A 14184-nucleotide genomic window follows, 5' to 3' on the forward strand; every position below is an offset into this window, starting at 1 on the left:
CTCTCCCGTATTGGGAGAGGGGTTTGGGGTGAGGGCTGTATTTCAACGCACCAGATAATCCCCATCATCGGCAGATAATCGGAATCACCACCAGAGTATAGCAGTTCCCGGACGGATGAGGTACTTTTCAAAGCCCCTCTCCCGTATTGGGAGAGGGGTTTGGGGTGAGGGCTGTATTTCAACGCACCAGAGTAGGAAAAATTGATGCACCATATAAATGTCTGCTGGCTGATTGGGTATTAAAAAAATGATGGATGTCGAAGAGATAGCATTATCAGAAAATGTGGTTTTTCGTATTTCCCCAATTGTGCGAATAACCTTGCTAAGTTTGTATGGTGCGTTGATGATTCCGCTACCATTCCTGGCTATCGTCGCCGATACACCTATTTCTCCCCAGGTGTTGTGGGGGGGTATTGTTTTAGGGGGTGTGGCTGTCTACGGGGCGCTGAGTGAGCGAGTAGTGGTGAACGATCGCACTATTGAAGTCACCTATCCGAGGTGGGTGCGAGTGTTTTGGCGGCGGGGTTGGTGTTTAAGTTGGTCAGAGGTGCGATCGCTACGTCCGAGGACCACCGGACAAGGGGGATTAGTTTATTATTTCGTGAGTGAGTCCGGGGAAGGTTATTTGCTACCCATGCGAATTGCTGGCTTTGGGAAGTTAGTGGCGATCGCGCAACAACAAACCGGAATTGATACTACTGACGTGCGGCCTTTATCTCAGCCCTGGATGTATTTAATTCTGTTCTGTTGTACCCTCCTGTTAATCCTAGTCGATATTTGGACAATTGCCAACGTCTTTAACGCTTAGGTTAAATTCTCACCTTCCCCAACGCTGATCAGATGTATGATCAGATCATCCCCCATGGCAATATTGTCGGGTGGGAGTGTTGAATGAACAGAGAGAGAGTGGCATTTAATGGCATACTGGCTATTCCAAGGTAATCCCAAATATTATCGGGTGCTTGATGGTATCCGTGATTTCCAGGAAATGCCCTGGTTAGTCACCCGCTACCGTAAAGATATCAGCGTGGGGGATGGTGTATTAATTTGGAAAGCCGGAACCGCCGCCGGAGTATATGCCATTGCGGAAGTAATCGCACCCGCAGAACCTCTCCAAGAAGTTCCCGATCGCAACTACTGGATTGATCAAACTCGCTTAGGTTATAAACCCTGCGCGCAAATCAAATTCACTACCAAGCTATTAGATAACCCCCTACTGCGGTCTGACTGTAAACAAGATCCCATCCTCCAAACCCTGTTGGTGATTCGCGCCCCCAACAGTACCAATTTTAAGGTCACAGATGAACAGTGGCGGCGAGTCCATGAGTTAACCCGTGGGAATTGATGTTAAAACTTCAGCAGGTCTCTGTCAAATCTCCAATTATCCTCAAACCTCTGTTGCTCGATATTTCTGCCTGTGTTCAACCAGGCGATCGCATTGCTTTAATGGGAGTTTCTGGGTCGGGGAAAAGTCTGTTGCTGCGATTAATTAATCGGCTAATCTCTCCCTGTAGTGGTTGCCTGTATTTCGGGGAGAGTAATTATCAAAATATTGACCCGGTTTGGTTACGCCAAAAAATCACCTTGGTTTTACCAGAACCCAGACTTTTGGGGATGAGGGTTTCGGAAGCGATCGCTTATCCCTTACGGTTGCGAAAAATGTCGGAAGATGAACTGACCACACGGGTTAATCTCTGGGTGGAAAGGTTAGCCATTCCCCCCGATATTCTAGCCCTAACTGAGGTGCAACTTTCCAGCCGAAAGCAACAATGGATATCTCTGACTAGGGGTTTAGTTATTCAACCGGATATCCTGTTATTAGATGAACCTACCGCTAACCTTAACCCACAACAGCAACAGTGTTTGGCAAAAATTTTAACCGATTTTTACCAGGGGGAAAATATGGCGATCGTCGCTACTCATAACCCTGATTTTGCGCGTCAGTTCGCCACTAGGGTTTGGTATCTTCACCAGGGAGAGTTAGTTGATGACCTGCCAGTAGAACAAGTCAATTGGGCTCAATTTACTGAGGTTTTACAATCTCAAAAAACTGCAGTTTCTCAAGAGTGGGATAATCTCTAATCAACAATTATCCCCCCAAAGATGTCTGGTCGGCTATTACATAACTTTTGCTAATTCATCCCGCCAGATAAATTTAATCTTCCAAAGATTATTAAGAATTGTTACGATTTTATCGCGAATAGGTGTCAAAAAGTTGACGAGATTATGGGGGTTGTGCTACCATCAAATAAATCGCACCCAAGGGGTTACTATGTCTACTCGCCAAAATATCGGCTAAAACCCCTATTCCGTCGCGCGAAAAGTTATTCTCCCAGCAAAAATAAAAAATCACGATGCACGAGTTTTGGGTGGAGAGGCGATCGCCTTTTTTGACCCCTCTTGACAAAAGCGACATTTTGTGCATAGCAGGGGAACCGAAAGGGCGAAAAGGGGACTGGGAGGGCTGTCTAGGGTAATCTTCAATGGTTGATGATTAATTGCGATCGCCCTGTTCACCCCTTCACTCTAGCGCGTACCTTCGGGTTGAGCTTTCCCCCCCAGAGTGTTTTAGAAAACTTCTCAGGCTGAACTATCCAGTCGGGCGAAACAGTTAAAAGCCGCCGGAATTTATCATATTTAAGCACTGGGTATGATGACTTTGATTTCAGTCTGCCAATTAAAATCATCTGCATTAAATGTATAAATACTTTCGACTTGATGGCATTGCATAATCGCGAGGTGCATCAAGTCAAATACTCTCGCCCCGCTGACGGGGTGTATTTTGAGCAATTCCAACCATTGCTGGAATACTTCATCTGACATGGACAGAAATTCGATATTCGGCATTTGCATAAATCTTTCGATTCGCGAAATTGTCTCTTGAGGGGTTAGGGGATGGGCTACAGATTTAGAACCCGTTACAACAGAATAAAACTCGGCAACTACCTGAGAAGACAAACAGAGGATTTCTAACCTACCAGGTCTGAGAATTTCCAAAGCCGCCCGATGTTTTGGTCTATTCTCCCGACTCAAATCAATTGAATAGACCAAAATATTAGTATCTAAATATCGTTTAGTTTGCTCAGTTGATACCATAGATATCACTTCTGGCGATCGCGTCTTTTGCGCCAATATCGGCTACCAACCAATCAAATTCTCGTTCTATTTCTGGCAATTCTCCTCTGGGGATATCTTGGGGGTGAATTAAATGGGAGGAGAATGCGTCCTTTTGTCGGGCTACCAATCTGAACGCCGCCACAATTTCTTCGATCGCTGTAATTTGTTGAGGCGTGAGGTCGCTTACATCAATGACTTTAGGGTTCATCGCGGGTTGGGAAATGTCGAAAATTACCACAGTTATTATGGTAGCAGTTCTCCAGACAGGTGGGAACCATCAATCCCATCATAGCGATCGCGCCTCCGTAGTTATTTTGACTCATCTCTGTCTCCGCTGGTCTGCTAATTACATAACTTATGCTAATTCATCCCGCCAGATAAATTTAATCTTCTCAAGATTATTAAGAATTGTTACGATTTTATCGCGAATAGGTGTCAAAAAGTTGACGAGATTATGGGGGTTGTGCTACCATCAAATAAATCGCACCCAAGGGGTTACTATGTCTACTCGCCAAAATATCGGCTAAAACCCCTATTCCGTCGCGCGAAAAGTTATTCTCCCAGCAAAAATAAAAAATCACGATGCACGAGTTTTGGGTGGAGAGGCGATCGCCTTTTTTGACCCCTCTTGACAAAAGCGACATTTTGTGCATAGCAGGGGAACCGAAAGGGCGAAAAGGGGACTGGGAGGGCTGTCTAGGGTAATCTTCAATGGTTGATGATTAATTGCGATCGCACCCCTTCTACAACGCGGTTCATTCCGACAGAATTAGAGGCTTTAAACAGAACGCGATCGCCCGGTTTAAGGAATGCGAGAACCTTGTCAATCATCAGTTGATGAGCTTGGGGGGAACCGAGGTCTTGAATATCAATAAAATCGATTACCATAGCGCCCTCAGCCATAGCTTGAGCCTCAGCCAAATCAGCCAAAATAAATAAACCATCTAAATTGAGCCTTTGAGTTTCCGCCCCAACTTGCTGATGAAATTCAAGCGATCGCTCACCCAACTCCTTCATAGTACCCAACACTGCGATATGACGATTACCGGGAGTTTCCGCCAACAATTTTAACGCCGCCAAAGTTGATTCTAAACCCGCATTATAAGTTTCATCTAACAACAGAATATCCTGAGCCAGGTGGTAACGTTTAGCCCGTCCCTGTGGCATTTGTAGGGATAAGCCGGTGCTGAGGGGTGCATAAAGTTCTTCGGCGGAAGTTTCCCAACCAGCGATCGCCCTAAGCACAGCCAAAGCCGCCAAAAAATTAGAGGCATTATGGGAACCCGGTAAAGGTAAAGGCAACTCTATACCTGCCACGCGGATAGTTTCATGTCCTAATAATTCCCCCTGTAAAATCCCCCCTTCCAAACCATAGGTAATAGTTGTTCCCGACCAAACTTGAGTCGCGGTTGACATGAGGCGGCGGTTATCATGATTAAGCACAGCGATTGATGTATCGGGCATTTCCGCCAGCAATTCACACTTAGCACGAGCGATCGCATCTTCCGAACCCAAACGGCCGATATGAGCAGTTCCCACATTGACAATTACCCCCACCGTAGGACGGGCTATGCGAGTCAAGTCAGCAATTTCTCCCGGTCCGCGCATAGCCATTTCAATGACAGCAAAATCATGATCCGAGCGCAATTCTAGGAGAGTTTTCGGGACTCCTATTTCGTTGTTGTAATTCCCGAAGGTTTTGTGAACCTTACCATGATGAGAAAGTACAGCGGAAATGAGTTCTTTAGTAGTAGTTTTTCCCACGGAACCCGTCACGCCAATTATAGGAATAGAAAAGCGATCGCGCCAACTGCGTGCGAGGGTCTGATAAGCGCGTAAAGTATCAGCCACTGGAATTAAGGGAAATTCCGGGTGAGAGACAGCAAATTCCCGATTAACCACCGCACAAAGGGCCCCTTTAGCGATCGCCGCCACGACAAAATCATGTCCATCAAAGCGATCGCCCTGCAATGCCACAAATACCTCTCCCCGTTGGAGGGTACGAGTATCAGTTGTGATACCAATCACAGGAAAGTTATTAGACACATCACAGGATACTTCCCCATTTACTGTTAAAATCTGCAACAGTTGGGTCAGGGTAAACAGCTCAGACATAATTTATCGCATCTACTCGCATCAATAGGAATAAGTAACCAAAGATAATTTTGGCAATCACCCAGAGGTTATAGTCAAGATTACCATGGTTGCATTTAGCCCGAAAGTCATGATAATCTGTGGATTCCTATTATCCCCAATTATCAACTTGGTCGTGCAGTCTAAGTTTGCCATAGCAACTATATAACCCTGAGTTCAATGAATAATATAGCAGGCGATCGTCATAATCGACCGATATCCCCCGAAGAACAGCAACTATATAATCACTGGCTAGAGCAGGTGGAAACCGAAAGTACAGATATCCTGGTTGAGCGCTTTCGGTTGCTTTTTATTCAAGGAACAGGCTACCCCGATCATCACATAGCGCAAGTGATGCGGAAGTTGTTACGGGCGAAACACATTGAGGGTGACTTTAATTTTATCATCAACCGATGTTGCTACATTCTGAGCAACAGATGGCACACCAACCCAGAACGCCGAGCAGCTATTTATCGCTTAGTTCATCTCTTTGATAGCCAAAAGTCCGTTTCTGCTGCGCCTTCTGCTATCAAGTCCCGATACATTCAGCAACTATCTTATTTAGTTAACAACTTCCGAACCAGCCCCCAGTATCAAACTATGAAACGGTTTGCTGAGGTTTTGTGCGAGCCATTACAGTCTAGCCCCAATTTAATTGAGACTCAACCCCTGAGAACCCTAATTCCCCGTTATCCATACTTATACCGATATTGTCTAATTAGCGATGATAGTCCCTACGAACATCAACAAATGATTCAGACAATTAAGCTACAGAAACAGAAAAAATTTGAACTGGAATTGTCTAAATATGCCTTGTATCAAATCAGACAAAACGCGCGCTCTGCTAAAGGACAAGAACAGACCACTACCGCCACCATGGCTGCGACTAACCCGACACTCCTGAGCGACAAGGAGCTATTTTTGGCTCTGCAACAATTTGTCGGTAAAGTTCAAGGGTCAAATACCTATCGAGACCTAGCCCATAGTTTGATCTCCCATAGCAATTATAACCAAACCTTTAGGGAGTTTAAATCCGATTTATATGAATACCTCCGTGATAACTCTTTTAAGTCAAGTTACCTGAACAGACAATTTTACGAAAAACTGTATAAGCAGTTACAAAATACTATCCCCCAAAGTGATGATCAACCTTTTAGTGAGTTCTTAATGTTAAGAACCTGCTCTCAACTGTTAAACTACCTGGTGGTGGAAAGCCCCCAAAAACCTCAGCATTTTGTATTTATCGATCTGATTGCCAATATTGGTCCGACCCTTATGGTCAGCTTGTTACTGAAAATTGTGCTGCTGTGTCGTCAGGTGAAGCCTTCCCTAGAAAAACGGTTCGCAGTGCTATTCAACCATTATGAATCATCCTCTACCCAAGGGCTACAGTGGCTGGTGAAGGTTCTGGAAAACTTGAATGTGGCTTTGACTACCAATTTTGGCAAAGTTGACCTGTCCTTTATTCGCTAGGGAAACCAAAGAACAGGGGGAAGAAAAGGCGATCGCATAGTGATCAAAATCATTGTTGTCGATCAGAAATTTTGTGATAGAATTGTCGGCGTGAGTCAGCTTCGGTTCTGTACTTCCCAAACGGTTACAGATCTACTTACAGATTCTGCCTATTCTGTGTCGGCAGGTATTGCTCCGAAACTGAGTTATGTCAAGCGTGTTAATGTTGGAGTCATTCCATGTCGATATACGTCGGTAACTTGTCCTATGACGTTACCCCAGATGATTTAAGCGAAGTTTTTGCTCAATACGGAACAGTTAAACGGTCAATGATCCCTACAGACCGAGAAACTGGGCGATCAAGGGGCTTTGGCTTTGTGGAAATGGTTAACGAAGATGAGGAAACTAAAGCCATAGAGGCCCTCGACGGGGCGGAATGGATGGGTCGTTCTCTAAAAGTCAATAAAGCCAGACCGAGAGAAAACAATAAACAGCGCGGAGGTTTTAAGCGGGATTATTAGTAAAGATAAGCCACAATAATAGAGAGACGGGTTTTGCGGAGTTAGCAGAACCCGTTTACTTTATCCCTCAACTGTTGTCAACCCTGGGTTTCTCTACCCATTGTTTCCGATGAGCATAGATCAAGAACTAGACAATACTATTTCGACTTTTGCTGATATTGAGGCTGAGTTAAACCTGCGTCATGCTCAAGATGTCCTGCGGGACTTGGTGAAAAATCTCGACTTGACCTCCTCAGAACGTCAGGGACTCGAATCTGATCTCAGTGGTTTACAACAGATGCTTGATAAACTAGAGCATACCTCTATACAAATTGCTGTTTTTGGTATGGTGGGGCGTGGTAAATCTTCGATTTTGAATGCCTTATTGGGTCAAACAGTATTTGCTACGGGTCCCACCCATGGTATTACTCGCACTACAGAGGCTAAACCCTGGCAGGTGGAAGGAGAAAACCCTACCGGCGCAATGTCTTATCGTATCTCTCAGGTGGAACTTATTGATACACCCGGTATTGATGAGGTTGACGGTCAGACCCGCGAACAAATGGCGCGTCAGGTGGCGGAAAAAGCTGACTTATTATTATTTGTGATTGCCGGCGATATCACCCAGGTGGAATATCAAGCCCTCTCCTGGCTCCGAGATGCCGGAAAACCAATGCTTTTGGTATTTAATAAGATTGATCAATATCCCCCTGGCGATCGCCAAGCTATTTATGAAAAAATTAGGGATGAGAGAGTGCGGGAATTACTCTCTCCTGATGAAATTGTCATGGTAGCCGCTTCTCCCTTGGTGGCTTCGGCGGTGCGCCGCCCTGATGGTAGTTTTCAAACTCAATTGAACCGAGGGGAGCCTCAAATTAATGACCTCAAATTAAAGATTCTCGATATCTTACACCGGGAGGGTAAATCTTTAATCGCCCTTAATACTATGCTCTATGCGGAAGATGTTAATGAGCAGGTGGTGCAGCGCAAACTCGAAATTCGCGCCGATCAAGCCCGTAGTGTGATCTGGAATGCTACCATTACTAAGGCAGTGGCGATCGCTATTAATCCCCTCACCGCTATTGATTTGCTTAGTGGGGTGGCTATTGATATCACCCTGATTTTAACCTTATCCAAGCTCTACGGCATCCCTATGACCCAACGGGGAGCTTTAGATTTACTCCAGAAAATTGCCCTCAGCATGGGCGGTATTGGAGCCAGTGAGTTGATTACTAATTTGGGCCTGAGTTCCCTTAAAGGTTTGCTGGGAGTTACAGCGCCTGCTACCGGGGGCGCAACCCTCGCTCCCTATTTGTCTGTTGCTGTGACTCAGGCGGCGGTGGCGGGGGCCTCTACTTATGGTATTGGTCAGGTCACAACTACCTATCTCGCTAACGGTGCTTCCTGGGGAGACGATAAGCCTAAAGCAGTAGTGAGGCGGATTCTGTTATCATTGGATCAAGCCTCTATTTTGGGCCGTATTAAGAACGAACTATGGATAAAATTAGGGTTGGAGGCATCAAATTAGCCGTAGCGCAGGTATTCTCCATTATGGATGAACTAGCTGACTTCACTCTCTAAATATGATGGGTAGTATTCCAGAGCAAACCTTGAAAGCAGATATTTTGGTGGTTGATGATCAGCCGGAAAATCTGCATCTTTTGTCTTCTTTGCTTCGACAGGTTGGTGATAATGTTAGACAGTCTCTTAATGCCGAGATGGCTCTGACTTCTGTTCAGGCTAAATTGCCAGATTTAATATTGCTTGATGTCCGCATACCTGGGATGAGTGGCTATGAGTTATGTCGCCATTTAAAAAATAGTGAAAATACTAGCAAAGTCCCGATTATTTTTTTGAGCGCCCTTAATGATATTGACTCGATTATGGCGGGTTTTCAAGTGGGCGGTGTAGATTATATTACCAAGCCTTTTCATAACTCAGAAGTCCTGATCCGAGTTAATACACAACTGCGACTTTATCAACTGCAAAAACAACTGGAACTGCAAAATCAATCCCTCCAAGAACAGATCCGCCTCAGTCAGATATATTTACACGATCGCCAGGTAGCAGAAGCACGGCGAAAACTCTTAGAAAAAGCGATCGCCGCTACCCAAAATGGCGTGGTGATTACTGACCCTAATCAACCAGATAATCCTATTATTTATGTGAATGCTGGCTGGGAAAGACTCACGGGTTATGCAGCTAATGAAGTCATCGGTTCTAACTGTAGATTTCTTCAGGTAAACCAACGAGATCAACCCGCCCTAGATGATATTCGACGGGCGATCGCGGAAGCCGAAGAATGTCGCGTCATTCTCAAAAACTATCGCCGAGATGGTACAATTTTCTGGAATGAATTGTTTATTTCTCCAGTCAGGAATGAACCGGGAGAATTAACTAATTTTATTGGTATTCAAACTGATGTCACCGAGCGCAAAAAATCCGAAGAAGCCCTAGAAAGGTCAAGAATTGCCCTCAAAAAAACCAACCAAGAATTACAACGCCTCGCCCTTGATGACGACTTAACTCAAGTAGCTAACCGTCGCCGTTTTAATGAATATTTAGCCTATAATTGGCATCGTTGCGCTAGGGAACAAGAACCGATAGCTTTAATTCTCTGTGATGTAGATTATTTTCAACCCTATAATGATACCTTCGGACATCAAGCCGGAGATGATTGTTTACACAAAATAGCCAGAGCAATTTCTGGCGCTATTCAACCGTTCAGTAGATTTGGTGGCTCGTTATGGTGGCGAAGAATTTGTGCTATTATTCTGCCGAATACACCCATCAACGGTGCGATGAAAGTGGCTGAACGTATCCGTAAGCAAGTGGAAAATCTCCGTATTCCTCACCCCAGTTCTAAAAGTAGTAATTATGTTACCGTCAGTCTGGGTGTCGCTTGCCAAATTGCTCATTCTGAGTTATGCGTAGATAGTTGAATCGCTCAGGCTGACGAGGCTCTCTATCAAGCTAAAAATCACGGTCGGAACTGTACTGTTATGGTTGAGTCTCCCAGTTGTGAATTGTTAAAAATTGACGATAGCAATCCCATGGGTTTACCACCCCATGCAAATATCACACCCTTATTATAGAATAGGGGATAGTTTTTTGTGCTGTGATTAAAATAATGCCTAGGCTGTCTATTTGCACTCTCTCACCTTTAAACTGGCTCAAACGGTATTCTGCATTACCATTTTTCATGGTAGTTACGATTATAGGTTTAGAGACTTCTGTGGCTATTCCTGAGCCGATAAAACCTGATTATGAACAACAGCAAAGTCCCTTCAGCGGCACTAATAAAATTGTGGTGGTCGGAGATAGCATTACCCAAGCGGGGGGACAGTATGGGGGTTATGTCTGGTTGTTCAGACGCTACATTAACACTCTGTATCCGGGAGAGTCTATTGAGATTATTCCTTCGGGAGTTTCGGGAAATAAATCAACTGATGTAGAAGCTAGATTTAATCAAGATGTACTCTTACACCGACCCAATTTAGTGGTGATTAATGTGGGAGTTAACGATGTGATGCAAAGTTTTCATAAATCTTCGGAATCCGAAACAGAACCCTCTCCTTTAGAAGTCTATCGCCAAAAATTAAGCGCTATGGTCAAGGCGGCTAGAGCCAGAAATATTCGAGTTTTGCTCCTGTCACCTACGATTATTTATGAAGACTTAAACAGCCGCGAAAATATCCGTATGGTTGAATATATTAATGCTATGCGAGATGTGGCTGCTCAACATCAAGTACAGTTTCTTGACCTACATACCCCCTTCCGCCATATTATCATGACTTATCAGCGCTATGGAGGGCGATCGCAAAATATTCTCACCCGTGACGGTATCCACCCTAACCACGCCGGACATCAAATTATCACCTATATTCTGCTGCGGGGTTTAGGGGTTCCTGAACAGCAAATTCAGCATTTAACCTTTGACTAAACTCTCCAAATAGGTCGGCAAATTCTAGATAATTAAGGCAGTGGAAAAGTTCCTAAAATGCGATCGACTCCCGTCCCCCTGCTGTTCTCCCCGTCCGACACATAATCCCCATCTATGTCTACTAAAATTACACCAGCCTGGAAGTAACATTGCAGGTCGGCTTCCTGTCGTTCTTCCGAAACCAAAATATTGATATCCCCACTTTCGATCGCACAATGAAACCGGACATTTTTCATTTCTTCGGGATAGGTATTTAACAATTCTTGGGCATATGGTTGAGAGTCCGGCCAACTGCTAAGAAAGCGATTTTCTTCTCCGGGAAAAGGCAGGGTAATTAGGGAACTTCCTTCTCGTGCGCCGTTGTCGTCAACTTCCCGATTCCAACAAGCCAGCACCACCCGCCGCCCCCCATTACGATGTTCGTACACCTGTAAAGATAAAATGCGATCGCCTTCACAAGTTAGATTAAACTCCGGCCAAGTTTCTGATAAAGCGTGGAACAATTGATCACAACTGATGTCATCGCAGGAACCGGGTATATTGCTATGGGGGGGACCGGAGATGGCGATCGTCTGAACAGTCAAAAACAGCGAACCTATAACCCAAATAGACACCGGAATCAGACTTTTAAGTTTCATAGTTACATCCCCACACCGTATCCTCTAGAATTGGTCTTTGTTTAGCACAAACCCATACCAGAGTTGGGAAGCTCTCCTACCATATTAGCCCCTACTTAGAAAAGTATCGTGGGGTACTGGTTTCCTGTCAGTCTTCGGAGGAAAATGGGGTGAACGGTACTTATGGCCATTTCCCTTTAGATCTGTTTGCTACAGCCTAGTAGGGGTCACCCCCGGTCGGGCTGAAATTATCGAGGGGTGTGGACTACTGGTTAAATGGGTGAAAACCGGGAAAAATGGTTCGGGTATCTCGGAACTGCTGGGGTGTCAAATATGAGGAATTTTAGGGCATTATAGTAAAGAGTCCTTATAAATTGGTATAATCACAGATTTACCATTGGGGACTTGACCTAGACTGAATAGTATGACATAATGTGAAGAGATGTAAACCTAGCTAAGTTTAAAATAAGCATCTCGACTGTCCTTAGAGAGGATGACTAAGGCTGTCACATTGGGGAAGGTTGTGAGCGATCGCAGTTACTAAATTTGCAAGTGAGTCTATGGATCTCAGTATCTTGGGGTCCCGGCGTCCAAATAAGACACTAAAAACCTCGTGGCGATAAGTAAAAGGAATTTAGCTTCAGAACATCAGGAAAACATATCTACCAGAAGGCAAGGCTTTCAAGGAACCGATCATATATATAACGGAGGACATATTGACTATCCTGACTGTCTATCTCACTCCTTGCTAGGGGGTCGCTGCCAGTTTATTAGCTGTTTAGGGAGGGTAAAATTGACTATGGCAACTGCTAAAACCACACAAACTGAATTAACATCGCGGAACCCCCGCTCTGGTGCTTCCATGGATGCAGTGCGGACTTATTTGCACGAAATTGGTCGAGTTCCACTTTTGACCAGAGAAGAAGAAATCATCTACGGTAAAAAAGTACAGCAGATGATGAGTCTGTTGGAAATGCGCGATGAGTTAACCAAAGAACTCGATCACGATCCTACGGCGGCGGAATGGTCAGCGAAGGCGGGATTGAGTGAGTCGGAAATGACTGAGATCATGAATCGCGGTCGTCGTGCGAAGCAGAAAATGATCGAGGCGAATTTGCGACTGGTGGTATCTATCGCCAAGAAGTACCAGAAACGGAATATGGAATTCTTGGATTTAATCCAAGAGGGAACTCTGGGTCTGGAAAGGGGTGTTGAGAAATTCGATCCTATGCGCGGGTATAAATTCTCAACCTATGCTTACTGGTGGATTCGCCAAGCCATTACCCGTGCGATCGCCCAAAACTCTCGGACTATCCGTCTGCCGATCCATATTACAGAAAAACTGAACAAAATTAAAAAAGTTCAGCGGGAATTGTTCCAGCAGTATGGTCGCAATGCTACTCCCACGGAAATTGCGAAAGCATTAGATTTGGAACCGTCTCAGATTCGGGATTATTTGTTAGCTTCCCGTCATCCGGTTTCCCTTGACCTGCGAGTTGGTGATAACCAGGATACGGAACTGCAAGATCTACTGGAAGATGAATCGGCTTCTGCTGATAACTATGTTACCCAACAACTGTTGCGGCAGGATCTCAAAGACCTGATGGCGGATCTGACTCCCCAGCAGCGGGAAGTGTTGACTTTGCGCTACGGTCTCAATGACGGTAAGGAAATGTCCTTATCCAAAGTGGGAGTACACATGAACATCAGTCGTGAACGGGTGCGCCAGTTGGAAAACCAGGCTTTGAACCACCTGCGTCGTCGTAAAGCCCAAATGCGGGAATATCTGGCCTGCTAATCAATGATGAACATTGACCCGGCTTCTACCCAAGCCGGGTTTGGTAGGGGTCGAAAGGAAAGTCACCTTTCCCAACTCCCATTCAAAACCGTGCTTGATACTTTCACATCACACGGCTCCTGATGTAGACACCCTATTGTCAGTAGGAACAGGGTTACGACCCCCTGCTTTGTGACTTCAACTTTAGGAGCTATATACACCACGTAGTCTTTAAACTCGCTCTCGGTCATAAGCACTCTTACATCATCGCAGTCTCTATGTCCACACCGTGACTAGTGGGCATATCCCAACCATTACAGTTAGGCATTGGCTTTCAGTCACATCCTTTCCCCTTATGGGCATACGCTTACACTTTTCACTACTTTACGAGATGTACTCGCAGAGAGCCCAATAGGGGTTTAAACGTTCCGTATATATGGGCATTCCATCTTTAGATTTGTCCTATCCACCGGGGTACATTTAAAGGTCTGTGTAGGTGATGCTAAAATTACCCTACTTTTCCCCTTGCTCTTTTGAACGCAGCGTATCAACCTATTTCGCTGCTGTATAATGACGATGGTTCAAGCCGGACATTCGGTTTCCCTAATCATGGATGGTTGGCAGTGGTCGCCTATAGTAGTAGGT

The 14184-nt window shown here is 45.0% G+C and carries 16 protein-coding genes; 11 read left to right on the forward strand and 5 right to left on the reverse strand.

All coding sequences use genetic code 11. The features are described from left to right. Window positions 1–247 precede the first annotated feature (247 nt). From P5683_RS11555 to P5683_RS11565, 3 genes are all read left to right on the forward strand, one after another. Window positions 248–808 (forward strand): hypothetical protein, encoded by a 561-nt coding sequence (locus P5683_RS11555; protein WP_315640776.1) that lies wholly within the window; start codon window positions 248–250, stop codon window positions 806–808. A 108-nt stretch (window positions 809–916) separates the two neighbouring features. Next, a complete protein-coding gene (locus tag P5683_RS11560) occupies window positions 917–1345 on the forward strand; it encodes an EVE domain-containing protein (protein WP_006625378.1) in 429 nt (142 codons plus the stop codon). After that, entirely contained in the window at window positions 1345–2082 is a 738-nt protein-coding gene (locus tag P5683_RS11565) for an ATP-binding cassette domain-containing protein (protein WP_315640778.1), read from the forward strand. Before P5683_RS11560 ends, P5683_RS11565 begins: the two co-directional genes overlap by 1 nt. Before the next feature lie 142 nt (window positions 2083–2224). Here the strand turns inward: P5683_RS11565 and P5683_RS11570 are convergent, their stop codons facing one another. The 3 genes from P5683_RS11570 to P5683_RS11580 all read right to left on the reverse strand — a co-directional run bounded on the left by P5683_RS11570 (window position 2225) and on the right by P5683_RS11580 (window position 3355). Beyond that, a complete protein-coding gene (locus P5683_RS11570; RefSeq protein WP_072053700.1) occupies window positions 2225–2425 on the reverse strand; it encodes a hypothetical protein in 201 nt (66 codons plus the stop codon). A 212-nt stretch (window positions 2426–2637) separates the two neighbouring features. Next, a complete protein-coding gene (locus P5683_RS11575; RefSeq protein WP_052741578.1) occupies window positions 2638–3096 on the reverse strand; it encodes a PIN domain-containing protein in 459 nt (152 codons plus the stop codon). Next, a complete protein-coding gene (locus P5683_RS11580; protein WP_231296376.1) occupies window positions 3083–3355 on the reverse strand; it encodes a hypothetical protein in 273 nt (90 codons plus the stop codon). Before P5683_RS11580 ends, P5683_RS11575 begins: the two co-directional genes overlap by 14 nt. Before the next feature lie 7 nt (window positions 3356–3362). Between P5683_RS11580 and P5683_RS11585 the strand changes: the two genes are divergently transcribed. Then, the gene (locus tag P5683_RS11585; RefSeq protein WP_315644895.1) at window positions 3363–3644 is read left to right on the forward strand and encodes a hypothetical protein; all 282 of its coding nucleotides are present in this window, start codon (window positions 3363–3365) and stop codon (window positions 3642–3644) included. Between the two features lie 181 nt (window positions 3645–3825). Here P5683_RS11585 and murF read toward each other — a convergent pair whose 3' ends face one another. Continuing rightward, on the reverse strand, window positions 3826–5232 hold the full coding sequence (gene murF / locus P5683_RS11590) for a UDP-N-acetylmuramoyl-tripeptide--D-alanyl-D-alanine ligase (protein ID WP_006625383.1): 1407 nt from the start codon (window positions 5230–5232) through the stop codon (window positions 3826–3828). A gap of 198 nt (window positions 5233–5430) precedes the next feature. Here murF and P5683_RS11595 point away from each other — a divergent pair, with 198 nt between their 5' ends. The 5 genes from P5683_RS11595 (at window position 5431) to P5683_RS11615 (ending at window position 11145) form a co-directional block, all read left to right on the forward strand. Beyond that, window positions 5431–6723: a hypothetical protein gene (locus P5683_RS11595; RefSeq protein WP_006625384.1), complete on the forward strand. Its 1293-nt coding sequence runs from the start codon at window positions 5431–5433 to the stop codon at window positions 6721–6723. A 218-nt stretch (window positions 6724–6941) separates the two neighbouring features. Beyond that, a complete protein-coding gene (locus P5683_RS11600) occupies window positions 6942–7223 on the forward strand; it encodes an RNA-binding protein (protein ID WP_006670338.1) in 282 nt (93 codons plus the stop codon). 109 nt (window positions 7224–7332) lie between these two features. Continuing rightward, window positions 7333–8730 carry a GTP-binding protein gene (locus P5683_RS11605; protein WP_035759544.1) on the forward strand — a complete coding sequence of 466 codons (1398 nt, stop codon included), beginning with the start codon at window positions 7333–7335 and terminating at the stop codon, window positions 8728–8730. Window positions 8731–8785: 55 nt separating this feature from the next. After that, window positions 8786–10144, forward strand: coding sequence for a diguanylate cyclase (locus tag P5683_RS11610; RefSeq protein ID WP_315640780.1), 1359 nt, complete (start codon window positions 8786–8788; stop codon window positions 10142–10144). A gap of 260 nt (window positions 10145–10404) precedes the next feature. Beyond that, window positions 10405–11145, forward strand: a complete 741-nt coding sequence (locus P5683_RS11615) for an SGNH/GDSL hydrolase family protein (protein ID WP_006625389.1) — start codon at window positions 10405–10407, stop codon at window positions 11143–11145. Window positions 11146–11177: 32 nt separating this feature from the next. On the opposite strand, the gene P5683_RS11620 is transcribed toward P5683_RS11615, so the two are convergent. Continuing rightward, window positions 11178–11783: a hypothetical protein gene (locus tag P5683_RS11620; RefSeq protein WP_006625390.1), complete on the reverse strand. Its 606-nt coding sequence runs from the start codon at window positions 11781–11783 to the stop codon at window positions 11178–11180. A gap of 29 nt (window positions 11784–11812) precedes the next feature. On the opposite strand from P5683_RS11620, the gene P5683_RS11625 reads away from it, so the two are divergent. Both P5683_RS11625 and P5683_RS11630 read left to right on the forward strand, forming a co-directional pair. Then, window positions 11813–11983, forward strand: coding sequence for a DUF1824 family protein (locus P5683_RS11625; RefSeq protein ID WP_318286283.1), 171 nt, complete (start codon window positions 11813–11815; stop codon window positions 11981–11983). Between the two features lie 578 nt (window positions 11984–12561). Beyond that, window positions 12562–13560, forward strand: a complete 999-nt coding sequence (locus P5683_RS11630; RefSeq protein WP_046319578.1) for an RNA polymerase sigma factor, RpoD/SigA family — start codon at window positions 12562–12564, stop codon at window positions 13558–13560. Window positions 13561–14184 lie beyond the last annotated feature (624 nt).

Origin of the sequence: Limnospira sp. PMC 1279.21 (assembly GCF_032349615.1) — a bacterium.
Lineage (GTDB): Bacteria > Cyanobacteriota > Cyanobacteriia > Cyanobacteriales > Microcoleaceae > Limnospira > Limnospira fusiformis.